20 protein-coding genes and 1 tRNA gene are annotated in these 24,730 nt (G+C 41.2%); 9 read left to right on the forward strand and 12 right to left on the reverse strand.

Features of this window, described 5'->3' with window-relative positions:
- Nucleotides 1-44 precede the first annotated feature (44 nt).
- From licT to G6Q48_RS08985, 6 genes are all read left to right on the forward strand, one after another.
- Nucleotides 45-887: a BglG family transcription antiterminator LicT gene (gene licT, locus G6Q48_RS08960; protein ID WP_102138881.1), complete on the forward strand. Its 843-nt coding sequence runs from the start codon at nucleotides 45-47 to the stop codon at nucleotides 885-887.
- 190 nt (nucleotides 888-1,077) lie between these two features.
- Nucleotides 1,078-2,982, forward strand: a complete 1,905-nt coding sequence (gene bglF / locus G6Q48_RS08965; RefSeq protein WP_166265919.1) for a PTS beta-glucoside transporter subunit IIABC — start codon at nucleotides 1,078-1,080, stop codon at nucleotides 2,980-2,982.
- A gap of 10 nt (nucleotides 2,983-2,992) precedes the next feature.
- On the forward strand, nucleotides 2,993-4,384 hold the full coding sequence (ascB, locus tag G6Q48_RS08970) for a 6-phospho-beta-glucosidase (RefSeq protein WP_166265922.1): 1,392 nt from the start codon (nucleotides 2,993-2,995) through the stop codon (nucleotides 4,382-4,384).
- A 142-nt stretch (nucleotides 4,385-4,526) separates the two neighbouring features.
- Nucleotides 4,527-5,831, forward strand: a complete 1,305-nt coding sequence (locus G6Q48_RS08975) for a carbohydrate porin (RefSeq protein WP_166265925.1) — start codon at nucleotides 4,527-4,529, stop codon at nucleotides 5,829-5,831.
- A 155-nt stretch (nucleotides 5,832-5,986) separates the two neighbouring features.
- Nucleotides 5,987-6,685, forward strand: a complete 699-nt coding sequence (locus tag G6Q48_RS08980; protein ID WP_102138877.1) for a helix-turn-helix transcriptional regulator — start codon at nucleotides 5,987-5,989, stop codon at nucleotides 6,683-6,685.
- A gap of 49 nt (nucleotides 6,686-6,734) precedes the next feature.
- A complete protein-coding gene (locus G6Q48_RS08985; RefSeq protein WP_102138876.1) occupies nucleotides 6,735-7,334 on the forward strand; it encodes a glutathione S-transferase family protein in 600 nt (199 codons plus the stop codon).
- A gap of 55 nt (nucleotides 7,335-7,389) precedes the next feature.
- Here G6Q48_RS08985 and gorA read toward each other — a convergent pair whose 3' ends face one another.
- Both gorA and G6Q48_RS08995 read right to left on the reverse strand, forming a co-directional pair.
- Entirely contained in the window at nucleotides 7,390-8,742 is a 1,353-nt protein-coding gene (gene gorA / locus G6Q48_RS08990) for a glutathione-disulfide reductase (protein ID WP_166265928.1), read from the reverse strand.
- A 138-nt stretch (nucleotides 8,743-8,880) separates the two neighbouring features.
- Nucleotides 8,881-9,723 (reverse strand): 23S rRNA (adenine(2030)-N(6))-methyltransferase RlmJ, encoded by an 843-nt coding sequence (locus G6Q48_RS08995; protein WP_102138875.1) that lies wholly within the window; start codon nucleotides 9,721-9,723, stop codon nucleotides 8,881-8,883.
- Between the two features lie 233 nt (nucleotides 9,724-9,956).
- Between G6Q48_RS08995 and G6Q48_RS09000 the strand changes: the two genes are divergently transcribed.
- Both G6Q48_RS09000 and yhjD read left to right on the forward strand, forming a co-directional pair.
- Nucleotides 9,957-10,361 carry a DUF1090 domain-containing protein gene (locus G6Q48_RS09000; RefSeq protein ID WP_166266209.1) on the forward strand — a complete coding sequence of 135 codons (405 nt, stop codon included), beginning with the start codon at nucleotides 9,957-9,959 and terminating at the stop codon, nucleotides 10,359-10,361.
- Between the two features lie 204 nt (nucleotides 10,362-10,565).
- A complete protein-coding gene (gene yhjD, locus G6Q48_RS09005) occupies nucleotides 10,566-11,558 on the forward strand; it encodes an inner membrane protein YhjD (RefSeq protein ID WP_102138873.1) in 993 nt (330 codons plus the stop codon).
- Between the two features lie 40 nt (nucleotides 11,559-11,598).
- Here yhjD and G6Q48_RS09010 read toward each other — a convergent pair whose 3' ends face one another.
- On the reverse strand, nucleotides 11,599-12,666 hold the full coding sequence (locus G6Q48_RS09010) for an NAD(P)H-dependent flavin oxidoreductase (RefSeq protein WP_102138872.1): 1,068 nt from the start codon (nucleotides 12,664-12,666) through the stop codon (nucleotides 11,599-11,601).
- Nucleotides 12,667-12,876: 210 nt separating this feature from the next.
- On the opposite strand from G6Q48_RS09010, the gene G6Q48_RS09015 reads away from it, so the two are divergent.
- Nucleotides 12,877-13,893: a serine hydrolase domain-containing protein gene (locus tag G6Q48_RS09015; RefSeq protein ID WP_207393025.1), complete on the forward strand. Its 1,017-nt coding sequence runs from the start codon at nucleotides 12,877-12,879 to the stop codon at nucleotides 13,891-13,893.
- A gap of 48 nt (nucleotides 13,894-13,941) precedes the next feature.
- On the opposite strand, the gene G6Q48_RS09020 is transcribed toward G6Q48_RS09015, so the two are convergent.
- From G6Q48_RS09020 to G6Q48_RS09060, 9 genes are all read right to left on the reverse strand, one after another.
- The gene (locus G6Q48_RS09020) at nucleotides 13,942-15,438 is read right to left on the reverse strand and encodes an insulinase family protein (protein WP_102138870.1); all 1,497 of its coding nucleotides are present in this window, start codon (nucleotides 15,436-15,438) and stop codon (nucleotides 13,942-13,944) included.
- A gap of 169 nt (nucleotides 15,439-15,607) precedes the next feature.
- A complete protein-coding gene (locus tag G6Q48_RS09025) occupies nucleotides 15,608-16,306 on the reverse strand; it encodes a HAMP domain-containing protein (RefSeq protein WP_102138869.1) in 699 nt (232 codons plus the stop codon).
- 195 nt (nucleotides 16,307-16,501) lie between these two features.
- Nucleotides 16,502-17,506, reverse strand: a complete 1,005-nt coding sequence (gene dppF / locus G6Q48_RS09030; RefSeq protein WP_166265931.1) for a dipeptide ABC transporter ATP-binding subunit DppF — start codon at nucleotides 17,504-17,506, stop codon at nucleotides 16,502-16,504.
- Nucleotides 17,503-18,483, reverse strand: coding sequence for a dipeptide ABC transporter ATP-binding protein (dppD, locus tag G6Q48_RS09035; RefSeq protein WP_102138867.1), 981 nt, complete (start codon nucleotides 18,481-18,483; stop codon nucleotides 17,503-17,505). The genes dppF and dppD overlap by 4 nt, the downstream gene beginning before the upstream one ends.
- A gap of 12 nt (nucleotides 18,484-18,495) precedes the next feature.
- Nucleotides 18,496-19,398 (reverse strand): dipeptide ABC transporter permease DppC, encoded by a 903-nt coding sequence (dppC, locus tag G6Q48_RS09040; RefSeq protein WP_102138866.1) that lies wholly within the window; start codon nucleotides 19,396-19,398, stop codon nucleotides 18,496-18,498.
- A 10-nt stretch (nucleotides 19,399-19,408) separates the two neighbouring features.
- Entirely contained in the window at nucleotides 19,409-20,428 is a 1,020-nt protein-coding gene (gene dppB / locus G6Q48_RS09045) for a dipeptide ABC transporter permease DppB (protein ID WP_102138865.1), read from the reverse strand.
- A 168-nt stretch (nucleotides 20,429-20,596) separates the two neighbouring features.
- A complete protein-coding gene (gene dppA / locus G6Q48_RS09050) occupies nucleotides 20,597-22,204 on the reverse strand; it encodes a dipeptide ABC transporter periplasmic-binding protein DppA (protein ID WP_102138864.1) in 1,608 nt (535 codons plus the stop codon).
- A 618-nt stretch (nucleotides 22,205-22,822) separates the two neighbouring features.
- A complete protein-coding gene (locus tag G6Q48_RS09055) occupies nucleotides 22,823-24,415 on the reverse strand; it encodes a ShlB/FhaC/HecB family hemolysin secretion/activation protein (protein ID WP_166265934.1) in 1,593 nt (530 codons plus the stop codon).
- 177 nt (nucleotides 24,416-24,592) lie between these two features.
- Nucleotides 24,593-24,669 (reverse strand) — tRNA-Pro (locus G6Q48_RS09060).
- Between the last annotated feature and the right edge of the window lie 61 nt (nucleotides 24,670-24,730).

The raw sequence follows: 24,730 nt of genomic DNA on the forward strand, positions 1-24,730 counted from the left end.
TTGTCATTGTGCTATCAGGTTTTTTTCGTTTCAGGGGAAACAAAATGCAGATCGCAAAAATTTTAAACAACAATGTGGTCGTTGCCCTAAATGAACAACAGCAAGAAATTGTCATCATGGGGCGTGGACTCGCCTTTCAAATGAAGGTTAATGACTTTATCGATCCTAAAAAAATAGAAAAAATCTTTGAGTTACGTAGCCATGAATTAACAAACCGATTAAGTGAATTGTTGAGCCAAATACCGATTTCTGTCATGAAAGTCTGTGACAAGATAATTGAAAATGCGAAAAGTAAACTTGGCAGCCTACATGAAAGCTTATATATCGTTTTAACTGATCACTGTAATTATGCAATTGAAAGGCAACAAAAAGGCCTCGCTATCACTAATACCATGTTATGGGAAATTCAGCGACTTTATCCCAAAGAGTACCAGTTGGGATTAGCGTCACTGGCCTTAATTAAGCAAGATTTAGAGATTGAATTACCCATCGATGAAGCTGGGTTTATCGCGTTACATTTCGTTAATGCACAATTGACGGGTGAAATGCCAATTGTCATGGAAACGATGGAAATCATGAATGAAATCATGAATATCGTAAAATATCACCTACAAATTGAATATCACGAGGACACGCTAAGTTACCAGCGGTTTGTGACTCACTTGAAATTTTTCACCCATCGAATGATGAGCAATGAACCTGTTCCTAATGACGATATTGCAATGCATCTTGTCATCAAAGAAAATTATTCAATTTCTTGGAAATGTGCCGAAAAAGTCAGTACTTTTTTAGCCAAGAAATATCAACGCGACTTAACAGATGAAGAACGAATGTATCTCACCATTCATATAGAGCGTATTAGGAAAGAAAAGTCGTCACATAAATGACAGGAAGTAAGCCTAAAACTATTTATTAATACAAACTAATAAAAACCAGATGGATTGTTACTGCCTTCCGGCAGGCAAAACCTGATTTATACCACTAATCTTATTCGTATTGGTGGTAAGTCAGGTTTTTTTTTGCTTATTTATCAATAGTAATGTGGCTTTCATTATTGAGGTAATAAAGGAATTAATTATGAAATACCAAGCCTTAGCGGAACAAATTATCGAAAACGTTGGAGGAAAAGACAACGTTGTTGATTTAATACATTGCGCAACACGCCTACGCTTTAAACTAAAAGAAAGCCAAAAATCCAATGCAGAGCAATTAAAGCAAAGCCCTGAGATTATTACCGTGGTCGAAAGTGGTGGTCAGTTTCAAGTTGTAATAGGCAATCACGTTAACGAAGTTTTCCAAGCCGTTAACCAATTACTCGATACAACGCCAAATTCAATCAATCAGCGCCCAAAAACAGATGAAAACGCAGTAAAAAAAGATAAAGAAAACCTATTTAGTTACTTTATCGATATCGTTTCTAGCATCTTTACCCCTATTTTAGGCATTATGGCCGCTTCGGGTATTTTAAAAGGGTTGCTATCATTATCAGAAGCATTAGGTTGGTTATCCTCAAGCAGTGGTACTTATCAAATCTGGTTTGCGGCAAGTGACGCTTTATTCTATTTTTTCCCTCTCGTGCTCGGCTATACCGCAGGAAAAAAATTTGGTGGAAGCCCATTTGTTACGATGACGATTGGTGGGGCACTCATTCACCCAATGATGATGAGTGCTTTTCAACAAAGCCTCATTGCTGGCACTCCACCTGAATATTTTTTAGGTATCCCAGTCACTTTTATTAATTATGCGGCTTCTGTTATTCCGATCATTTTCGCTGCTTGGTTAAGCTGCCTGCTTGAGAAGCGACTAAACCAAGTTTTACCTTCAACAATGAAGAATTTCATTACGCCTTTCCTGTGCTTACTCATTATTGTCCCGCTTACTTTCCTTGTTGTTGGGCCTTTAGCAACATGGGTAAGCATGTTAATTGCGGAAAGCTTCCAAGCTATTTATAACTTTGCCCCTGTTATCGCTGGTGCCTTCATGGGTGCAGTTTGGCAAATATGCGTTATTTTCGGCTTACATTGGGGAATTGTCCCAATTGGTATTAATAACTTAAGCGCCCTAGGCCACGATGCGCTGTTCCCTCTACTACTTCCCGCTGTAGCAGGGCAAATTGGCGCCACTTTAGGTGTTTTGTTAGCCACAAAAAATGCAAAAATGAAAATCATGGCGGGCTCTTCAGTCACGGCTGGCTTATTTGGTATCACGGAACCTGCCGTTTATGGTGTTACCCTTCCTCTTCGCCGACCTTTTATTTTTGGCTGTATTGGCGGTGGTGTTGGCGGTGCAATTGTCGGCTATAGCCAAACACTGACATTCTCATTTGGCTTGGTTAATATTTTCACTTTTGCACAGATCATCCCTGAACACGGTATTGATAATACCGTTTGGGGAGCCATTATTGGTACAGCACTCTCTTTCTTATTTGCTGCTACCGCAACCCGTTTTTTTGGTATAAAAAAAGAAGCAATATCTCCTGAAACACCCATTAAAGCGGATATTGCCTCTACACCTCATGAAGCACCTAATGAAGTTCTTGCCCCCCTGAGCGGTGCAGCTATCCCATTAAAAGATACCCCAGATGAAACTTTTGCAAGTGGTTTACTTGGGCAAGGTGCCGCCATTATTCCAAGTACAGGGGAAGTCTATGCGCCATTCGATGGTGAAGTGAGCTCATTATTTAAAACAGGCCATGCATTAGGGCTGTTAAGTCAAAGCGGCATTGAACTGCTCATTCATGTGGGGATCGATACCGTAAAACTAGATGGGCTTCATTTTTCACCTCAAATTAAACAAGGTGATGTATTCAAAGCAGGTGATTTATTGCTGACATTTGACCGAGAAAAAATTCTCGAGGCAGGATATGACTTAACAACCCCTGTCATTGTTAGCAACAGTGATGATTATGCGTCAATCGAGTTTGTTGAACTCAATAAATCAATTCAACGCGGTCAAAAATTTATCACCGTCAACCACAAATAAGGAGCTAGGCATGGTTAAATTTCCAAATTCATTTTTATGGGGTGGCGCAATTGCAGCCAATCAAGCTGAAGGTGCTTATTTAACTGCGGGTAAAGGACTCAGCACATCTGATGTTCTGCCTCATGGCATATTTGGCTCATTAATTGAAAGAACGCCAAATGAGAGTTTTATTAAAGATATTGCCATCGATTTTTATCATCAATATAAAACCGACATCGCACTTTTCGCTGAAATGGGTTTTACCTGCTTACGCACCTCTATTGCATGGAGCCGTATATTTCCACTTGGTGACGAATTAACAGCTAATGAAGAAGGCCTCGCTTTTTATGATAGTTTATTTGATGAAATGGCGAAATATAACATTCAACCTGTTATTACTTTATCCCACTATGAAATGCCCTACCACCTAGTGACACAATATGGCGGTTGGGGAAACCGTAAAACAATTGAATTTTTCGAACGTTATGCGCGTACAGTCTTTGAGCGCTATAAAGATAAAGTCAAACTGTGGCTGACATTCAATGAAATCAATATGTCTTTACATGCACCAATGACTGGCGTAGGCCTGCCTGAAAATAGTTCTCCTTCAGCGGTTTACCAAGCAATTCACCACCAGCTCGTTGCCAGTGCAAGAATCACGAAAGCCTGCCATGACATTATTCCTGATGCCAAAATCGGTAATATGTTATTAGGGGGGCTTGTTTATCCATTAACCTGTAAACCTGATGATGTGTGGGAAACCCTGACGGAAAATCGTAAATGGCTGTTTTTTGGTGATGTACAGTGTAGAGGGCAATACCCAGGCTATATGCTGCGTTATTTTAAAGACCAGCAAATTAATATTACGATAACAGAAGAAGATAAGCGTGATTTACAGCATACCGTGGATTTTATCTCATTCAGTTATTATATGACGGGCTGTGTGACTGCAGATAAAGATGAATATGAGAAAAAACGCGGAAATATTCTCAGCATGGTTCCAAATCCTCATTTAGAAAGTTCAGAGTGGGGATGGCAAATAGATCCCAAAGGGATTAGAACACTTTTAAATTTATTATGGGATAGATACCAAAAACCATTATTTATTGTTGAAAATGGATTAGGCGCTATTGATGAAATAACGCCTGAGGGAGAAATTATTGATGATTATCGTATTCAATATATAAACAACCATTTAGTTCAGATACACGAAGCCATCCAAGATGGTGTAGACATTATGGGCTATACCAGCTGGGGGCCAATCGATATTGTTAGCGCATCCAAAGCTGAAATGTCAAAACGCTATGGTTTTATTTATGTTGACCGTGACAACCAAGGCAATGGCTCTCTCGAAAGAAAACGTAAAAAAAGCTTTTATTGGTATCAAAGTATTATTAAGAGCCAAGGAGAGTTATTACGCTAATAAAATAAACACCTCAATATAATAAAAACCATCTCGGGATAATTTATTTATCTCGAGAGCCCTTAGATTAAAAAAACAACTGCATAAACCCATTATTTACTATTGGGTTAAGGCAAACTATTGCTAATAGGTTATTTCCGACATGAATAAAAAATTATTATTCTCTTTGTTATTTTTAACGTTACCAGCTATCGCGAATGAGCAACAATGGAATGGAACTGTTTTAGGCTTTGAACCCGCCCCTAAAGGAATATTTGGCGATATGTTAGGAATACGTCCTATATTATCCGACCACGGTTTTTCATTTCACAGCAATTATTTGAGCCAAATCGCCTATAATGCAGGGGGTGGCTACAATAATGATAAACATACTGCTTATATCGACCAATTTGCTTTTACATTCACACAAGACCTTGAACGTTGGACAGGTATTCCTGATGCCCGTATTGAAGGAAATATTGTCAATCGAAACCATGAAGACAACCTGACCGTTAAACGCCTGCAAGACCCTCGGGTACCGAATAACGACCTTGCACAAGAAAGCTATGGGGGCGGCTCCATAACACGATTAGGATGGCTTACTTTCGCTCGTAGCTTTGATGACCGCCGATTAACCTGGCGTATTGGTATGATGAACAAAGTACAAGAGTTTGACCAAATTATTCCTTGTGATTTCCAATTACTCAGCCAATGTGGTGGAAAATCAGCTAACGCCCTGACATGGAGTAACTGGAATATTCATACTTGGGGAACAACTGTTAGCTATAAAATCACCCCCGGAATCACCATCAAAACAGGGGTTATGGAGCAAAATCCTCAAGCGACAGATAGAAGCCATGCATGGAGTTGGTCAACCAAAGGCAGTAAAGGCATTTTATTACCTTTAGAAATTGAAAACCGTACTTTCGTCAATGGGTTGCCTGGTGCTTATAACCTGGGATTATTATATACCAATGCCAAACAGCATGATCTGTATAAAGATAAAAGCTACAACAACACATGGTTTGCCTATGGCGGAATGAACCAACAATTAACTCGCCACCAAGACGATGAAAATCGAGGTTTAAGTCTATCTGTTAGTGGTAGTTACCATGATGAGCGCAGTAATTTCATGAATTATGTTGTCTCAAGCTCCCTTCGCTACCGCGGGGCTTTTGATGCCAGACCTGAAGATTGGATTGGCCTCGGAGTTTCCTATATTGAGCTCAGTGACCACTTTGCAAAAAACCAAAAAATACAAAATGAGCAGCTAGGGATCACCGATTATAATGACCCGTTATATCATCCTATTACTTCAAACGCATTAAATGCAGAACTCTATTATCGCTTTAAGCCTGTTCATTGGTTAGAACTCCAACCAAGTATGCAATATTGGCATCAACCGGGTGGTGTCAAAAAAACATCAGATGCATGGGTCTTGGGGCTGAAAACTGTTTTAACGTTTTAAATGATATTACCGTTTATTCTATCTCTATCGATAAAGGGAGCTCCCCACTCCCTTTATCACCAATAAATTAGCATTCCGCTTATTATTTTTTTACTATAGATAGACAAATTATCTTTGCTGTTTTTCTCACTCTATAATATTAAGCAGACAACTTCATGACCCGCACGCAGCGCCTACTCACATTATTGCAGATACTCAAAGAGAATCGCTATCCTATTACGGCAGAAGCACTTTCATCACAACTGCAGGTCAGCGTGCGTTCGATCTATCGGGATATAGAGTCATTACGTGACCAAGGTGCGGAAATTATTGGTGAAGCCGGTATTGGCTACCAATTAAAAACAGGTCTGTTATTACCGCCTTTAACTTTTGATGAAAATGAGCTCGAAGCCTTAATATTAGGTTTGCGTTGGGTAAAAAGTAACACAGATACAGAACTTAAAAACTCGGCAATACGAGCGATAAGTAAGATTAATGCGGTGGTGGCAGGTCATTCACAGAAAATCTTAAATCAAAATACCTTATTTGCCCCAACCACTCATTTCTATGACATTAATGACACAATAGCTAAAGATTTGCGTTTAAGCTTGCGCGAAGAATGCAAAGCTCAAATGACTTACCTAGATGGCCAAAACCAACCTAGCGAACGTATTATTTGGCCAATTGCGATTGGTTATATGAAAGATTCACAAGTGTTGGCCGCTTGGTGTGAATTACGTGAAAGTTACCGCCATTTTCGTTTAGATCGCATTCAGTCTTATCATGCTCTTTCAGATAAACTACCTTATCCCAAAAATTACCTACTAGAGCGCTGGCAAAAAGAAGTATTGTGCGTCTCTCCTGACAATTTCTGACACTCCGCTCCCTTATAGTAAGCACTCAACTTCATATAAGGAAATCACCATGAGCGAACTGGTTCTGTTTACTAATTCAATGTCACGTGGCAATACTGTCGACCTACTTTTAAAAATTTTAGACGTTCCTTACAAACGTATTGAATTAGACTATGGTGCAGATATGCACACAGCTGAATATCTTGCAATTAATCCCATGGCAAAAGTCCCTGCGCTTGTTGATGGTGATGCCGTCGTCACTGAAACCGCTGCAATTTGTTTGTATTTAGCAGATAAGTTTATTGAAAAAGGTTTAGCACCAGCTTTGAATGACCCTAAACGTGCAGATTACTACCGTTGGTTCTTATTTACTGCTGGCCCAATTGAATCTGCCTTTACCATCAATAATTTAGGCATTCAATTAGACGAAGAGCAACAAAAGTCTTCTGGTTTTGGTTCTGTCGAACGCACAATGGCTTGTTTAGAAGTGGGTTTAAACAGCGCGAAACCGTTTATTTGTGGTGAACAATTTACTGCTGTCGATGTGTATGTTGGCGCATTTGTGATGTTTTTAGTCAAATACCAAGTCATGGAAACCACCCCTGCGATGCAAAAATACCTTGATAGCTTAGCGACCATCCCCGCAATTACAGAACTGTTGGCGAAATAATGCAAAAAAAAGCTAAGTTCATTCGAACTTAGCTTTTAATTTAAATAACCAAGACTTAACGCATGGTCACAAATTCTTCTGCCGCTGTTGGGTGAATAGCAACAGTATTATCAAAGTCTTTTTTGGTTGCACCCATTTTTAATGCAACTGCGAAACCTTGTAACATTTCATCCATACCAAAACCAATACCATGGATACCGACGATTTTTTCATCGTCGCCAACACAAACTAGCTTCATGCGGCAAGGCTGACGGTGCGAAGTAACCGCGGTGTACATTGCTGTGAAAGATGACTTATAACATTTAACTTTATCCGCGCCATATTTTTCAATCGCTTCTGGTTCAGTTAAACCAACAGTGCCAATTGGTGGGTGTGAAAACACCACAGTTGGAATATTACTGTAATCTAAGTGCTCATCCGGTTTATTATTAAATAAACGCTCAGATAAACGACGACCAGCCGCAACCGCAACTGGGGTTAATTCAACCGCTCCAGTGTTATCACCCACCGCGTAGACACCCGGTACATTGGTGTTCTGGTATTTATCAACCTTGATATAGCCTTTTTCATTCAGTGCGACACCTGTGGCTTCAATATTCAGGTTATCAGTCATTGGTTCACGGCCAATTGCCCAAATTAATGCATCTACTGTTTGTTCTTGGCCATTTTCCAATTTTAATGTCAGTGAACCATCTGCATTTTTCACGACTTCTTTTGGAATTGATTCTGTGTGCAGTTTTGGACCTTCCGTATTCATGACTTCCACTAATGTTTCAACAATAAGTGGGTCAAATGAACGTAACGGGGCATGTTTACGCACGAATAAATGCGCCTCTGCACCTAAACCATTTAATACACCAGCGAGTTCAACGGCAATATAACCGGCTCCCACAACCGCAACACGTTTTGGCAAGGCTTCAAGTTCAAAGAAACCGTCAGAAGTCATCCCGTATTGTGCCCCTGGGATAGCAGGGATCACCGGGCGACCACCTGTCGCAATCAAAATATGGTCGGCCGTATAGGTTTCACCATTCACTTCAACAGTATGCGCATCAATAAAACGCGCAAACCCATTGATAACATCAACTTTATTATTACCTAAGACACGGTCATAAGATTGGTGAATGCGGTCAATGTAAGCAGTACGGCTATCAATCAATGTTTTCCAGTCAAAACGATTAATTGTCGCATCAAAACCATAATCAGGGCCATAATTGCGAATAGCTTCAGAAATTTGTGCCGCATGCCACATTACCTTTTTAGGTACGCAACCCACGTTAACACAAGTCCCACCTAATGCTTTCGCCTCAATTAAGGCACATTTTTGCCCATACATTGCTGCACGGTTCATCGACGCAATACCACCGCTTCCGCCACCAATTGCGATATAGTCGTAATGTTTGCTCATAATTTGGTTATTCCCATTGATTGAATGATTTATGAATGCATTTTCTCGCATCATGCTATTGATTGTCATGGCATAAATAGCGCTTTACGATAGATAACACCTGTTAATTTAATTGGCATTATCTATCAAAAATATAGGTTACTCTGGCACAATCCAGTCAACTAACGTATGTCCAGTGCCTTCTGGGACGAGTGTTTTATGTAACCACGGCAGCACATTCTTCATTTGCTGCTCAAGTTTCCAAGGTGGGTTGATCACTATCATACCAGACGCTGTCATTCCACGTTGGTCGCTATCAGGGCGTACCGCCAATTCAATTTGCAGTATTCTACGAATACCCGTTGCTTCTAATTGATTGACCATACGCTTAATTTGTTGACGTAATACAACAGGATACCAAATTGCATAAGTTCCTGTTGCGAAGCGTTTATAGCCTTCTACCACCCCTTTCACGACCGCTTCATAATCCGTCTTCATTTCATAAGGAGGATCCATCAGTGCAAAGCCACGTCGGCTCTGTGGGGGTAATTTCGATTTCAGCTGTTGATATCCATCTTCCTTGAAAACTTGTGCGCGGTTATCCCGTGAAAATTCGGTGCGCAATAATGGATAATCGCTCGAATGTAATTCAGTTAATACCAGTTTATCGTGTTCACGTAATAGATATTTTGCTAATAATGGTGAACCTGGGTAATAGCGTAAACGCCCATTATCATTCAATTGGCGCACAATATTCATGTACGGCAATAATTCCTCAGGCAAATCAGGTTGCTCCCAAATACGCGCAATCCCTTCAAGATATTCACCTGTTTTTTCTGCATGCTCCCCCGTTAATTGATAACGGCCAGCACCTGAGTGCGTATCTATATACAGAAACGGTTTTTCTTTCTCTTTCAGAGATTCAATGATCAAGCTCTGTACTGTGTGTTTTAACACATCAGCATGGTTGCCTGCGTGAAAGCTGTGACGATAACTTAACATGTAACGTTTATTTCCTGAGGAAATTCAATATTAGCCACTAGGATGACTATTATTAAATAGATTCTTTAAAGATAGCCTTTTTGAACAAAAAATAGACCGGATTTATTCTTCCGCCCCATTATAGCTAAATTTGGCTACAAATGTCATAACCATAGTCACGCTAAAATTCACATGACTGAAAAGAAACAAAACGCTATCCTAAACACAAATACCAAAACAAACAGAGGTAAATGATGAATAAACTACTCCTTACAACTAGTATTTGTATTGCTTTTTTTACTAGTGCATCAGTAATGGCAGCAAAAACACAAAATGGCTGCGAAATAAAAAAACAACGCATTGAAGAGCAAATTAATTACGCTAAACAACATGGAAATCAACATCGAGTTAGAGGATTAGAAGAAGCACTAGATAATGTGAATCGTTATTGCACACCAGAATCTTTATACCGTGATAGCCAAAAAGCGGTGGATGAAAAGACAGAAAAAGTGCAAGAGCGAGAGGCTGAGCTACAGGAAGAAAAATTAAAAGGTGATGACAGCGACAAAATTAAAAAACGTGAAAGAAAACTCGCAGAAGCTCAAGCTGAATTAAAAGAAGCCCAAGCTGAACTGCAAGTTTATAAAGATGCGCTTTAATTTCTAACGTCCCTTTTTCTCTGATTAATTAACCAGTTGCTTTGACTTTAAACAAACGTTCCAATGACTATTCATCTCTTAAAATAGTCATTGGGATGAAGTTACTGGCCAATTTAAGCTATAGTATTATGCATATCATTCATTTATAGGCATTAAATAGGTCGAAAAGTCAGACAATTTTTAGTTGCGGGAAAAGGGGATTAAATGTCGAATACGCAGGAAGAAGAACAAAAAGATACCAATAAACTGAAAGCGACACTGAATAGAAGCATTGATGGCAGTAAAAAAGCAGTGACCTTCTCAATGCGAGTTGTGGACTTTATTTGTGCAATTCCTTTTATTGCTCATATCATTCGTACCGTGCAACGCTTTAACGACCGAATGGGGAACCAGTTTGGGGCTGCAATTACCTATTTCTCCTTTCTCTCTTTAATTCCTGTTTTAATGTTTTCATTCGCCGCTGCCGGTTTTGTATTAGCCAGTAATCCTGAATTACTTGAAAAATTAGTTCGTGGAATTTCTGCAAATATTACTGACCCTACGCTCGCAAATACATTAGAAAGAACAATAGATACCGCAATACGTCAACGTACGACAGTGGGGCTGACAGGGTTAGCTTTAGCGGTATACTCAGGGGTTAATTGGGTTAATAACTTACGTTTAGCTATTTTGGCGCAATCACGCCCTGTGTGGGAGCGCAATGAAGATGAACATGAAAATATTATCTTCCGCTATATTCGCGACTTCTTTGCTTTAATTGGCCTACTTATTGCCTTAATTGTGACAATTACGCTTACCTCTGTTGCTGGCTCTGCACAAGCGACGATTGTCAGTACACTTGGGTTAGATGGTATAGAATGGCTTAAACCTGCTTGGACACTGATTGGCTTAACAATATCAATTACAGCTAATTTCCTGTTATTTTTATGGATTTTTTGGATCCTACCTCGCATGCAACATCGCCGTAAGTCACTCTTTAAAGGAACATTACTGGCTGCCATTGGGTTTGAAATCATTAAATCCATCATGACCTGGATTTTGCCTAACCTTGCTTCATCGCCTTCTGGAGCCGCATTTGGTTCAGTGCTTGGGCTAATGGCATTCTTCTACTTCTTTGCGCGTTTAACCTTATTTTGTGCAGCTTGGATAGCGACTGATGAACCAAAAGGTTCATTGGATAACGAAATGATTAAATAACAACTTGTTGGGGCGGTAAGACAAACCGCCCTACCACCGTTTAAAGCGAGCGTTTCATTTCTTCGGCCAACGTTCTAACCAATAAAGACGCTGACATCTCGCGAGCTTTCGCCACATTCTGCCCCGCCCAATACGCCGCAAACTCATCACTACCTGATTTTATTGCCGCTGCATTGAGCTGCTTACCAATATCATAAACCAATGGATAATCAGGTAATTGACTTGTCTCATAGCCGTTACCTGCTCGAATAAATTGATTAATAATCCCTCTCGCTGGGCGCCCTGAAATTGCAGACGTTAGTTGAGTGTGATCCGCTGTTTGCTGCTTGACCTTAGCCCGATAGCCTGTATTCGCGGCAGATTCAGGGCAAAGCAAAAATGCAGTGCCCAATTGAGCGGCAGCTGCACCGCAGTCTAAAGCCATATTAATACCTTGCCCATCCATCATGCCACCAGCTGCAATCACTGGTAAATCAATATGTTGAGATATTAATGTCACTAATTCATAAGTGGTCAGTTCTTCATCTAAAGCCTGCAAATCAAATATGCCTCGATGCCCTCCCGCTTCAATACCTTGTGCGACAACAGCATCAATTCCAGCCAATTCAACTTGTTGTGCTTCTTGTAAATTCGTTGCCGTCGCCATGGTATAAATACCATGCTGTTTCAATTGCTGGACTACCTTGATGGATGGAATATTAAAATGAAAACTCACTACTGCAGGTTTTGTTTCAAGTAACATAGATAACATTTCTGAGTTATCTAAAAAAGTGTCATAAATTTCATTGAGATAGGAAGGTGGAGTCTCATTAAATTGAGCAAAATAAGGCGCCAAATACTGGCTCCATGCCAGTTCATTATCAGGATGACGTTTCGCAGGTAAATGGCAGAATAAATTGACATTGAATGCTTTACTTGTCAGTGCTTGCGTTTGAGTAATCAATTGGCGAGCTTGTTCCACTGAATTTGCACCTAGGCCTAGTGAGCCAAGCCCGCCCGCCTCTGAAACTGCAGCGGCTAGCGCTGGGGTGGAAACTCCTGCCATCGGAGCTTGTATAATGGGATAACGCAAGCCTAACCGTTGTAGAAATGTATTCGAGTTGTTCATGCTATTTCCTTTACATCAATATCTGGGTACATTTTATGTTCTTATATTGAGAACAAACATAGCACCAAATTTATATAAAAAGAAAAAACACTTACCATAGTATGGATGCCATATTACTACTTTCAGCGCATGTAAAGCGTACATTGGTTCGTATGAATATGATTAAGATGGCATGTATCCTCATCTTAATCATTTAATAATGAGATTATTATGACCACCTCTATTCAACAACTCGAAAATTTAACTTGTGGTGTCGTCCTTTACTACCATAATCAACCCCAAAATAGCGTGGGAACCTTCTGCGCTAGAGGAGCAGATCTTGAAGGTATACCCCTCTCTGTTGATACACCGCTGCGAATTGCCAGTAATACAAAGACATTTACTGCGGCTGCAATTTTACGTCTTGCTGAAATGGGGAAACTTAGTATTTATGATGCAATATCTGAATATATTGACCCACAATATAATGCGCTACTCAGTACCCAATATAACACTCACACTATCACCATTCGCCATTTACTGGAGCACAGCAGCGGCCTACTAGACCATGCTGATGGTGACTACCTCAAAGCCGTTCTTAAGCAGCCTAATTATGTTTGGAGCCGAACAGAGCAAGTCGAAATGTACATGCGTAAACAATTTCCAACGTTTTCGCCTTCTAAATCCTTTATTTATTCAGATACGGGTTATATTTTGCTCGGTAATATTATTGAACGAATTACGGGACAATCTCTTGGCCTAGCTGTTAGGGAGCTTTTGCATTTCGACTCTATTGGTCTTGAAAGCGCATATTGGGAGTCATTAGAACAACCACCGGAAATCGCGACACCACGGGCTCGTCAATATTTAGGTAAATGGGATGGCACACATATTCATGCCTCCATGGATGCCTATGGCGGTGGTGGTTTAGTTATGTCCTCGAAACAAATGGCGATATTTCTAGAAGCGCTGTTTGAGGGAAATATTTTTTCATCACCAAATACGCTAGAGACTATGCTAAGTATGGGTTCTCACGATGGCGCAGAAAATTATAGATTGGGCATCATGGTAAATGTTGTCAATGGCATCACCCTGTATTCCCATTTAGGTTTTTGGGGCTCTGTAGCCTATTACGCACCAAAAGCAAAAATCAGTGCGGCGGGGTTTGTTGATGACAGAGAGTCACGAGAGACGCTGATCCACGTTATTGAATCGCTATTAAGCCAACAACATGAAATGAAAAGATAACCACTGGATATTCAATGGCTATCTTTTCATATAACTATCTTTTCATATTTATTGTGCAGTAGATTTTTCTTCTACAGGTGAAGCAGGTGCGGCTTCTGTTGATACTGGCGCTGCAATCTGAGGCCATAGCACTTTGGTAAATTTCTGGCGAATTTGTTCCGCATCCATCAATTGCTTATCTTTTGGCTGCGCTAATACAAAAGCAGCTTCTTGAGATAATAACCTGCGGGCTTCCATATTAACGTGTTCAAGGCTCTGTGACGCCAAGAAGGCTTGCCTTAACCGCTGATACTGTTCAGGAGCGATATCAACGACCCCATTTTGTTGGGAAATCAAACGTTGGCTAATCAGAACGTCGGTACTCGTACGCGCATAAGCGGCAAACAACTGCGATAACTGCACCTGTTTCTCTTTGAGCATGTCGTCAAATAACTCAGCCGCAATACCATTTTGGTTAATTGATGCAAGCTCACTCGCGACAATGTCTGTCACCGCTGCCATTTTTTCAGGCGCTGCCGTGACCGTTAATGTACAACTGGCTTTTTGATATTGCACACGACAATCTAACCCCGGAACGACTTCCCCTTGATTAAATTTTTGATTGAACGCTTTTTGCAAGGAGCGATAAACTGCTTCACGCGCTAAGTCACTGGACCAATAACGCAGTAAGACATTTGAGTCTTTAATGGGTAGCCAATCAATATCCCAAATTAATGAAAGCGTGTCCTGTGCAGGTTGTTCCTGCAAGATATCAATAGATTGTGGTTTTACTGACGATAACACGGCAACAGAAACCGGTTCAGAGCGCCGACCTTCTAATGAAGAGAAATTTTGTGAAATTGAATCAGATAACATTCGAGCATCCACATGGCCCGCGACATACAATGTCATGACATCCGGTGTATACCATTTTTGATAAAAAGAATTCACACTTTCAAGCGCCACAGCACCATTCGGTTTTTGGCCTGGGTCGTACCCCATCATTGTTGATCCCTTTAAACGCGCTCGCCAAACGGGATCGTTGGCATTTAAAGGCAGTGTTGCAACTGGGACATTTTGTGCCGTCAAACCATTATGCAATGTCGTTTCTGTATACTCAGCACCTGCAACAGAAGTTGCTAACCAACTTAGCGCTTGCTTGATTAGGTCTGGGCGATTATTGGGTAAACTTAAGCTATAAATAGTGTAGTCATAGGAAACAACAGCGGGTGGAATTGGCATGTCAGGGTCTGCTGCCTGACGCCAGAATTCTTGTAATGTTGCAGTTGGAAACGCTTCTGTTTGATGAAACAACGCCATTTTAGGAATGAGGTAACTGTATCCTTTCTCGCTCGCTTTTTCTGTTAATGAGCCTGTTTTAATTGCTAACCTGAGCTGGATACGGTCATTTGGACGTTGTGGTGTTTGTAATAATTGCCAGCTAAAGCCATTTTCTAGCTTCCCTTGCTGCCATGCTGGATCGGGTTGTAAGGACTCAGCCCCCGCTAAATGCGCGACGGAGAATAATACAACACCAATGATATACCGAACTTTCAAGCCCTGCATGTAAACCCCTATGTGTTTTATATCTTTATATTTAACCGCGAATAACGACAGATAAATTAACGAAAAACGCGAACTTATCGGGTTAAACGATATAGTTTGGCTTTATTCCATTTTTCATTGTCACCACTATAACGATATTAGACCATAAAGCTGAGTTCATGTTCATGGCTTAGTCTGATTTTTGCTGTTTTCTTTGACGATTATACCCTTTTGCAAGTAAACCGAGCTCATCGTCACGATGATATTCAGACACAGTAATTTGATTAACTTCAGAATTTGTCTGTAATTCAATTGCGATTTTACGCAGTGGCCTTATTATCATTCGGCTGACACACCACGTCATTCCAATAGCAATAATGAGCACCAACAGCAAATAAGTGGTTGTCATCAATGCGAGTGTGTTTAGCGCGAACCGATAAACACGGTTAGGGTCAACCTGTAATGTTAAATACCCTTGAGGCTTCGCTTGCAACACAACATTGCCGTATGCATACAGCGGCACGGTCATTTCGACAGGTATCCCCACAAAATGCGTTACCCAATCAGGTATCGGCTTAGGCGTTGCAAAGCTTAGATTCATTACCGTTGTGCCATCAACCGTAATAATCGCATTTCCCATAATGCCTGATGTTTTTAAGCTTATCAGTAGCCGTTTGACTTCGTTAAGGTCAGAACTTAACAATGAATCTGTTAATGGTTCTTGAATTTGCACTACAGCGTTACTAAGTTGGTCTAAATAATCTTGCTTACGTTGGTCAACTAAATAGCTGAATTGAATAGCTAAAAAAAGCGCAAGTGATAGCAACGTAATCATAAAGAATACGACCATACTTTTTAATGTTAGTGAGCGTTGGACTCGGGTATTCATTTGGCCACAACCTTTCTAATCAAGCAGCTTTTTTAAAGAAAACGGAAACGTCAGCCAGTATACTTGATTTTATCTGCAAAAGAGTAGCTTAAAAAGAAAGATTGGGTATTTAGGACAAACAACACGTTAAAATAGCTTAAAGGCACACTTGAATAAAAAACGGTAGAAAATCAGCCTTTTCTACCGTTTCACACATTAACTCATAACAATCGTCTGTTTTTTATCTTCATCAACCGCAAAGCACGCAACCAACTGTTGGTTATATTCCTTCAGTGTTGGCTGGAATTGCGTACACTGACCGAATGCTCTACGACAACGCGCTGCAAATGCGCACCCCGGCGGCGGGTTCAAAGGGCTTGGCAACTCTCCCGTTAACTTAATACGTTCGCGCCGAGCATCTGGGTTCAATCTCGGTGTAGCGGATAATAACGCTTGGGTATAAGGGTGAAGAGGGTTATTAAAAATCTGCTCTTTTGTCCCTTTCTCCACACAGCGGCCTAAATACATCACCATGACTTCATCAGCAATATGCTCTACCACCGATAAATCGTGTGAAATAAAGACATAAGACAAACCTAAATCTTGCTGTAAATCCATCATCAGATTTAATACTTGAGCACGAACAGACACATCCAGTGCGGAAACGGGTTCATCTGCAACCACGATATCAGGGTCAAGCATTAAACCACGAGCTATCGCGATACGTTGACGTTGGCCACCAGAAAACATATGGGGGTATCGGCTATAGTGCTCTGTTTTCAAACCCACTTTAGCCATCATGGATAATACTTTTTCTTTGCGTTGCTCTTTCGATAACGAAGTATTAATCAATAGCGGCTCTTCCAAAATTTGCCCCACCTTTTTACGTGGGTTCAGCGAGCCATAAGGGTTTTGAAACACAATTTGGATTTTTTGGCGACGCAATTTCTCTGCAGACTTATCTTTTACTAACAAGTCTTGGTCTTGATAATACAACTCACCTTCAGAAGGTTGCTCAATCATGGTTAATAAACGACCCAATGTCGATTTACCACAACCGGACTCCCCAACCACTGCTAGTGTTTTACCTCTTTCTAGTTCAAAAGAGACTCCATCCAATGCTTTTAAGGTTTTCTCAGCAGCAAAAACCCCTCTTTTGACAGAATAATATTTTTTCAAATCCACCGCTTTGAGCAATGGAGTGTGTTGTTTGTCACTCATAGTGTTGGCCTCCCCATATCATCCAGCGGCATATGGCATTTGACTTGGCGATCACCAACGGTTTGTAACATTGGCTCTTCTTGACGGCATATCTCCGTTGCATACGGACAACGTGGGTTTAATAAACAGCCCACTGGCCTATCGTATTTTCCCGGTACCACACCAGGAAGCGAGGCTAAACGGGACTTATTCGTCGCAAATTCCGGCAAGGCACGTAATAGTGCTTGTGTATAAGGATGGCGTGGATGTTTAAAAATATCACTTGCTTTGGCGGACTCAACCACCTGCCCCGCATACATCACAATAATATGATGTGCAGCTTCTGCCACTAAAGCGAGGTCATGAGTGATAAGCACTAATGCCATATTTTCTTGTTGCTGCAATTCCAACAACAATTCAATGATTTGGGCCTGAATAGTGACATCTAGCGCTGTTGTCGGCTCATCTGCAATCAATAATTTAGGTCGACATGCGATCGCCATAGCAATCATCACACGCTGGCTCATTCCTCCTGACAACTGGTGAGGATACACATCTAAACGTGATTGTGGGTCAGGGATCCCCACCATATCTAACAGGTCGATAGCCCGCTGTTTGCGTGTACTTTTGCTCCCGCCTTGATGCACTTTCAATGCTTCAATGATCTGATACCCCACGGTAAAACAAGGGTTTAAACTGGTCATCGGATCTTGGAAAATCATCGCAACATCGGCACCAACAATCTGCCTGCGTTCTTTTTCAGGGATCGACAGCAAATCACGTCCATCAAATTTTAATGAATCTGCCATTACTTTCCCGGGGTAATCGATCAACCCCATAATCGCGAGTGAACTCACCGATTTACCTGAACCCGACTCACCAACAATACCAACGACCTGGCCTTTATCAACGCTATAGCTGATGCGGTCAACGGCGCGAAACGGTGCTTTTTCGTCTCCGAAATGTACCGAAAGTTGTTCTACATTTAACAATGCCATTTGGTTACCTCATCACTGCTTGAGTTTTGGATCAAATGCATCACGTAACCCATCACCCATCAGGTTGAACGCAAGCACCGTCAATAAAATTGCTAATCCAGGAAAAGTCACTACCCACCATGCGCTTTGTGCAAATTGCAACACATCAGACAGCATCGTTCCCCATTCAGGAGTCGGTGGCTGTGCGCCCATTCCGAGGAAACCCAAAGCAGCCATATCTAAAATGGCATTCGAAAAACCTAAAGAGGCCTGTACAATCAAAGGTGCCAAACAGTTAGGCAAAATATTGACAAACATTTGACGAGCCGCTCCTGCACCCGCAACTCGGGAGGCAGTGACATAATCACGGTTGACTTCCACCAGTACTGCCGCACGCGTCAGCCTGATATAATGTGGCAAGGCAACAAACGTCAAAGCAATAGAAGCGTTAACAATGGACGGGCCGAAAATGGCCACCAGCACCAATGCTAATAATAGGCTCGGTAATGCCAGCATGATGTCAACAACTCGCATAATTAATGCGTCAACGACACCGCCAAAATAACCAGCGATTACTCCGATGGTAACACCCGCAATTAGTGATAATACGACCACCAAGCAGCCAACTAACAGCGATAAACGAGCGCCATACATTAAGCGAGAGAGTAAATCACGCCCAATATCATCAGTTCCTAAAATAAATTGCCAACTTCCCCCGTCCTGCCAAACAGGTGGAACAAGTAAAAAATCACGAAATTGTTCATCTGGGGCATGCGGAGCTAATACTCCCGCAAAAATCGCAATCAGCACCATCAGGATAATGTAGAACATCCCGACAACGGCCCCTTTGTTACGTTTAAAATAGTGCCAAAACTCTTGTAATGGTGTCATCGGCTGCGGGGCGCTGACAACAGTTGGCTCAGTAGATTGAGACATTTAGCGCTCCTTATTTCTTATGGCGAATACGTGGGTTTACAATGCCATACAGCACGTCGACCACTAAGTTTACGAGGATGATCAGTGTAGCAACCAGCAGGACGCCCCCTTGTACTACAGGGTAGTCACGGCGCTGTAGTCCTTCGATTAACCAGCGTCCTAACCCAGGCCATGAGAAAATAGTTTCTGTTAAAATAGCCCCTGCTAGCATCACCCCAACCTGTAAGCCAATTACCGTGACCACTGGTAATAATGCGTTGCGTAATGCGTGAATTAAAATGACGCGCGCGCGGCCAAGACCTTTGGCACGAGCAGTCCGAATATAGTCTTCTCCCAATACTTCCAACATTGACGAGCGAGTCATGCGCACAATAACGGCTAATGGGATCGTACCTAAAACAATAGAAGGCAATATTAAGTGCTCTACTGCATCAATAAAGTCACCATCCTCCCCCCAAATTAGGGTATCAATTAGCATAAAACCGGTCAGAGGCTGGGAGTCATCAAGAAAAACGGTGTCACTGACTCGGCCGGCTACTGGAGTGAGGTCTAACTGCACCGACACTAGCATGATGAGCATGATCCCCCACCAGAAGATAGGCATTGAGTAACCCGTTAAAGAAAGGCCGATTGCAGTATGGTCAAAAATTGACCCACGTTTTACTGCCGCTAAAACCCCAACAGGGATCCCAACAGAAACCGCAAAAATCATGGCGCAAGTGGCCAGTTCGACGGTCGCTAAAAAACGAGGTAAAAACTCTTCCCACACACCAATACGGCTTTTTAGGGAAATCCCTAAATCACCATGAAATATCCCATTGATGTAATGGAGATATTGCTTCCAAAGTGGCTGATCAAGCCCTAGTTCAGCCATTAAATAAGCATGCCTTTCAGGGGATAATCCCCTTTCACCTGCCATGATCATCACCGGGTCACCCGGGATCATGTGGACAAAAGCAAAGGTTAATAATGTAATACCGATAAACGTGGGGATCACAAGCCCCAATCGTCGGAGGATAAATTGCAACATATCCTGAATCTCTTTAATAATGCCGTTGACGGCTCTTAGTCCGTTTGGCTACTCAGAAAATCGCTTTTCCGGGTGCTCACAAACAACTTAACTTTTCCGCTTCTTCTAGAGAAGAAAACGCCCTCCGCTCTAAACCAGCAACGAAGGGCATAGACAGATTAGATACGATTACTTCTCAATATCGACGTTTTCGAAGTGGTGTTTGCCTAGTGGGTCAACCACATAGCCTTTGACTTCTTTACGTACCGGCTCAAACACCGTGGAGTGTGCAATGATGAGGGCTGGTGCCTGTTCATTCATCACAACTTGCGCTTGCTTGTACAGTTCAACTCGTTTGTCGTGATCTGCTGTTTGGCGTGCTGGTTGGATCAAGTTCTCAAAGCTTTCATTACACCATTTTGAGTAGTTAGAACCTTGCTCTTTTGCTGCACAGCTAAATAAGGTTGCAAAGAAGTTATCAGGGTCCCCATTGTCACCCGTCCAACCCATCATTACCGTTTGTGGCTCGCCATCTTTCGCACGTTTGAGGTATTCGCCCCACTCATAGCTGACAACCTTTGATTTAACGCCAACTTTAGCCCAGTCTGCTTGGATCATTTCAGCCATACGGCGTGCATTTGGGTTATATGGTCGTTGAACAGGCATCGCCCACAAGTCAATTTCAAAGCCATTCGGGAAGCCTGCTTCTGCTAATAGGGCTTTTGCTTTTTCAGGGTTATATTCGTAGTCGTTTACAGCGTCGTTATAGCCCCACATTGTCGGCGGGATCAGGTTTTTCGCTTTTTGGCCTGCACCTTGATAAACCGCTTCAATAATTGCATCTTTGTTCACCGCCATAGACAGCGCTTGGCGAACTTTTTGATTATCTAACGGTTTTTTCTCGACATTATAAGAGAGGTAACCGACGTTTAGGCCTGGTTGCTCCATTAACGTAATGTCTTTATCTTGCTTCATACGCTCTAAATCAGCCGGATTTGGATATGGCATGACTTGGCATTCATTTTTCTGCAGTTTTGCATAACGAACGGAAGCATCTGGCGTGATAGAGAAGACTAAACGGTCAAGTTTAGGTTTTGTGCCCCAATATTGGTCGTTGGCTTTATAAAGAATACGGGAGTCTTTCTGATACTGTTGCAGAACAAATGGGCCTGTTCCAATTGGGTTTAAGTCTACTTTTTCTGGCGTACCCGCTTTCAACATCTGGTCTGCATATTCAGCAGAAAGAATGGATGCGAAATCCATTGCCATATCCGCTAAGAATGGAGATTCAGGACGAGTTAACGTAATTTTTACTGTGTTATCATCGACTTTTTCAACTTTATCGATAATTTTATCCATATCCATTCCCATAAAGTATTCATAGCTGCCACCTGAAACTTTATGGTATGGGTGATTTGCATCTTTTTGACGCATAAATGTATAGATTACATCGTCCGCATTCAAATCACGGCTTGGCTTAAATTCTTTATTCGAGTGCCATTTGACACCTTTACGTAGATGGAAAGTATATTCTTTACCATCATCACTCACTTCCCAGCTTTCCGCTAGGCCCGGTTCGATTTCCGTCGTTCCTAATTTGAATTCCACTAAGCGGTTATACAGTGGAATTGAACTTGCATCATAGGTTGTTCCTGACGTGAACAACTGTGGGTTAAAGCCCTCAGGGGAGCCTTCTGAACAATAAACTAACGTTTTTGCCTGTACTGATGCTGATACTGCTAATGCTGCCAATGTAAGCCCTACAGTCAGTAGACCTGTCTTTTTAATAGAGCGCATCTGTATGCTCCTATGGTGTTCATGTTGTTTTGCTTGATGCCTAAATCCGTCATAAAAGCGACAGATGTAGTATCTGTATTTTTTGTTATTCATTGTGCAATTAATCAACTGTTACTCACTTCGTCAATAGCCACATTTATGACTCACCCACAATCTATGTAACATATTAGAAACAATTAGCACTGCAATTTAGCTTAAAATTTCACAGTAGAGGACAAGATGTAGGCGTTATAACCATATAATCAATAGTGAATAGGGTTTTATGTTGAGGTTATTTATTTTTATATTTGTGATTAAGTGCTGAATTACTGAACGAATATAGTGCTTTTATTGGTGTAGTGCGAAATAAAACACTAAAGAGAATTGATATGGAAATTATTTTAGTATGTAATAATTTAGTTTGTTTTATAAGCAAATAAAAAACATTCAGCTGACTATGCTAAACAAAATTTTAACCAACTGATAACTTAAAGAATAAAATAACACTGATAAGGGTTTGTATTCTATTTGCCCAAATACAGAATATGCTTTAATACCAACGATAAAAGCTACAATTACCTAGTATTAATTCGGTCATTCCTCAATGATGCAATTGTCTATCTTAACCCTATGATTTAACTAATAATGAAACCTTACCTGAAGACCCGTACTCATTGAATTCACCAACAGCTGATCAGTTTGCCAAATTGGAGTCTCCGTAAATAAATGATATGACAAACGCCCTATTTGGCCTTTAGCTCCGACTCTACCACCCAGCAATAGATTTTCTTTCCAAAAGGTCCCCCTATCATTTGATGTTGTTCCTAAACCTAACGAGGTATATAAAGCCATATATGGCCATGGGCTCTGCCAGAGGACCTCACTTTGTAGCTTTAAACTATTATCTCCCATATCAAAGGACTCGGCTCCTCCAATAAAACCGCTAACGCCTCCAAAACCAATAAATGACTCTTGCTCTAATAAAACATCTAACTTATCACGACTTAGTTGCACATCAAGTTGGCTTTCATATTGAAAAGGAGAGGCCACCCTCATTGCAGAAGCCGAAACTTGTAAAACCTGTGGCTTATTTAAACCTGTAACTTGCTGTGCATTTGCACCAAACCAGCTAGTTCCTTGTTTATACTTTAATGCAATTAAAGCGCTACCCTGTAAGAAGTTAACCTGATGAGTCAGCTCACCAATAATGTAATGAGCCAAACGTTGTTGTGTTTGTAAGTGTAGGTTGGACAAAAACGTGTCGCTCCTTTGGCTTTCAGACCCTAGGCTTAATGAAGTCATCGCGTTTTCTGTTCGCTTTAATAAATACTCGGCTTGTAATAATAAGAAACTGTTATGCTGCTTCAGTGGTAGAACAACATCATTGCTGGCAATGACCGTTTTATTTTTCTGGTATCCACTCAATATTGAAAACAACCAGTATTGATAAGGAAGAGAATAAAACAGCATGGCTGATTTGACTTCGGTTTCTTCGGTGTTACTAAATTGACGGCTAATATTTGAATATAAAAAATCATTTAATAACAAAGGATTAGCAACCATAAAAGTATGGCCAACTGTATTTGTATTGCCTACCTGATGGGCCATTGAGTGTGACTCAAAGGAGAGAGTACCTTGAAATTCGCGCCGATGCTGGCCTAGCACTATAATTTGAGTGGCGTTTTCATGCTTATCATCTGCAATTAATTTGACTTGAAAAGGGATTAAAGATGCATTTTGTAAGTTGTACAAACCTTGCTCAACTTGTCGCAGATTAAGCGCATCCCCTAGCTGAAAAGGAAATATATGTTGAAGTGATTTATCTTCTGCCTGCTCATGTTGATAAACCACTGAAGAAACTGTTCCTGCTATTATTTTTGCTTGCAGGATACCAAATAGAAAAGTTTGCTCTGGGTAATACAAGTAAGAGGTTAAATAGCCTGCATGAACTAGCTCTGCCGTAATGTCATCCGCATATTTAAGCAAGCCTTGTTCATCAATGCACTGGCCTTCTATCTTTTGCCGCCATCTATTCACTTGGCTACGAGCGATTTCCTTTACTTGCTCAAGCCCAATGAAATGTACTTGATTCATCATGATACAAGTAGAGGGGACTTGGGTAATACCATTTGGAGGCGCTATAGGCGTGCTATAAGCTTTAAAGCCAATAATGGTACAAAAACTGAATAAGAAGCAGCAAAGATGTATCGATAAAACGTTATCAACTTTCATTAACGAGTCCTTGTAATGAAAAAGCGTTTTTACCTAAAACAACATGAGTGAGTCAGCTTATATATCAACAGAGATAGGTTATTGAGTGCAAGCCAAGTTAGTCTGAAATAGTTGGGGTGAAAAATAGGAAGGAGTAAAAACGAAAAAACCCACCTCAATGAGGTGGGTTTTAGAATTTGGTCGGCGAGAGAGGATTCGAACCTCCGACCCACTGGTCCCAAACCAGTTGCGCTACCAAGCTGCGCTACTCGCCGAAAGCGGTGTGAATAATACTGCCAAGAACGGAGGTCGTCAACCCATTTTTCGCCAATTCTG

Origin of the sequence: Providencia sp. M-27, from assembly GCF_011077905.1 — a bacterium.
Classification (GTDB): Bacteria; Pseudomonadota; Gammaproteobacteria; order Enterobacterales; family Enterobacteriaceae; genus Providencia; species Providencia huaxiensis.

Bases quoted from the DNA above. Each gene is read 5' to 3' on its own strand.
- licT (WP_102138881.1), top strand. From the start codon at position 45: ATGCAGATCGCAAAAATTTTAAACAACAATGTGGTCGTTGCCCTAAAT.
- bglF (WP_166265919.1), top strand. From the start codon at position 1,078: ATGAAATACCAAGCCTTAGCGGAACAAATTATCGAAAACGTTGGAGGA.
- ascB (WP_166265922.1), top strand. From the start codon at position 2,993: ATGGTTAAATTTCCAAATTCATTTTTATGGGGTGGCGCAATTGCAGCC.
- G6Q48_RS08975 (WP_166265925.1), top strand. From the start codon at position 4,527: ATGAATAAAAAATTATTATTCTCTTTGTTATTTTTAACGTTACCAGCT.
- G6Q48_RS08980 (WP_102138877.1), top strand. From the start codon at position 5,987: ATGACCCGCACGCAGCGCCTACTCACATTATTGCAGATACTCAAAGAG.
- G6Q48_RS08985 (WP_102138876.1), top strand. From the start codon at position 6,735: ATGAGCGAACTGGTTCTGTTTACTAATTCAATGTCACGTGGCAATACT.
- gorA (WP_166265928.1), bottom strand. From the start codon at position 8,742: ATGAGCAAACATTACGACTATATCGCAATTGGTGGCGGAAGCGGTGGT.
- G6Q48_RS08995 (WP_102138875.1), bottom strand. From the start codon at position 9,723: ATGTTAAGTTATCGTCACAGCTTTCACGCAGGCAACCATGCTGATGTG.
- G6Q48_RS09000 (WP_166266209.1), top strand. From the start codon at position 9,957: ATGAATAAACTACTCCTTACAACTAGTATTTGTATTGCTTTTTTTACT.
- yhjD (WP_102138873.1), top strand. From the start codon at position 10,566: ATGTCGAATACGCAGGAAGAAGAACAAAAAGATACCAATAAACTGAAA.
- G6Q48_RS09010 (WP_102138872.1), bottom strand. From the start codon at position 12,666: ATGAACAACTCGAATACATTTCTACAACGGTTAGGCTTGCGTTATCCC.
- G6Q48_RS09015 (WP_207393025.1), top strand. From the start codon at position 12,877: ATGACCACCTCTATTCAACAACTCGAAAATTTAACTTGTGGTGTCGTC.
- G6Q48_RS09020 (WP_102138870.1), bottom strand. From the start codon at position 15,438: ATGCAGGGCTTGAAAGTTCGGTATATCATTGGTGTTGTATTATTCTCC.
- G6Q48_RS09025 (WP_102138869.1), bottom strand. From the start codon at position 16,306: ATGAATACCCGAGTCCAACGCTCACTAACATTAAAAAGTATGGTCGTA.
- dppF (WP_166265931.1), bottom strand. From the start codon at position 17,506: ATGAGTGACAAACAACACACTCCATTGCTCAAAGCGGTGGATTTGAAA.
- dppD (WP_102138867.1), bottom strand. From the start codon at position 18,483: ATGGCATTGTTAAATGTAGAACAACTTTCGGTACATTTCGGAGACGAA.
- dppC (WP_102138866.1), bottom strand. From the start codon at position 19,398: ATGTCTCAATCTACTGAGCCAACTGTTGTCAGCGCCCCGCAGCCGATG.
- dppB (WP_102138865.1), bottom strand. From the start codon at position 20,428: ATGTTGCAATTTATCCTCCGACGATTGGGGCTTGTGATCCCCACGTTT.
- dppA (WP_102138864.1), bottom strand. From the start codon at position 22,204: ATGCGCTCTATTAAAAAGACAGGTCTACTGACTGTAGGGCTTACATTG.
- G6Q48_RS09055 (WP_166265934.1), bottom strand. From the start codon at position 24,415: ATGAAAGTTGATAACGTTTTATCGATACATCTTTGCTGCTTCTTATTC.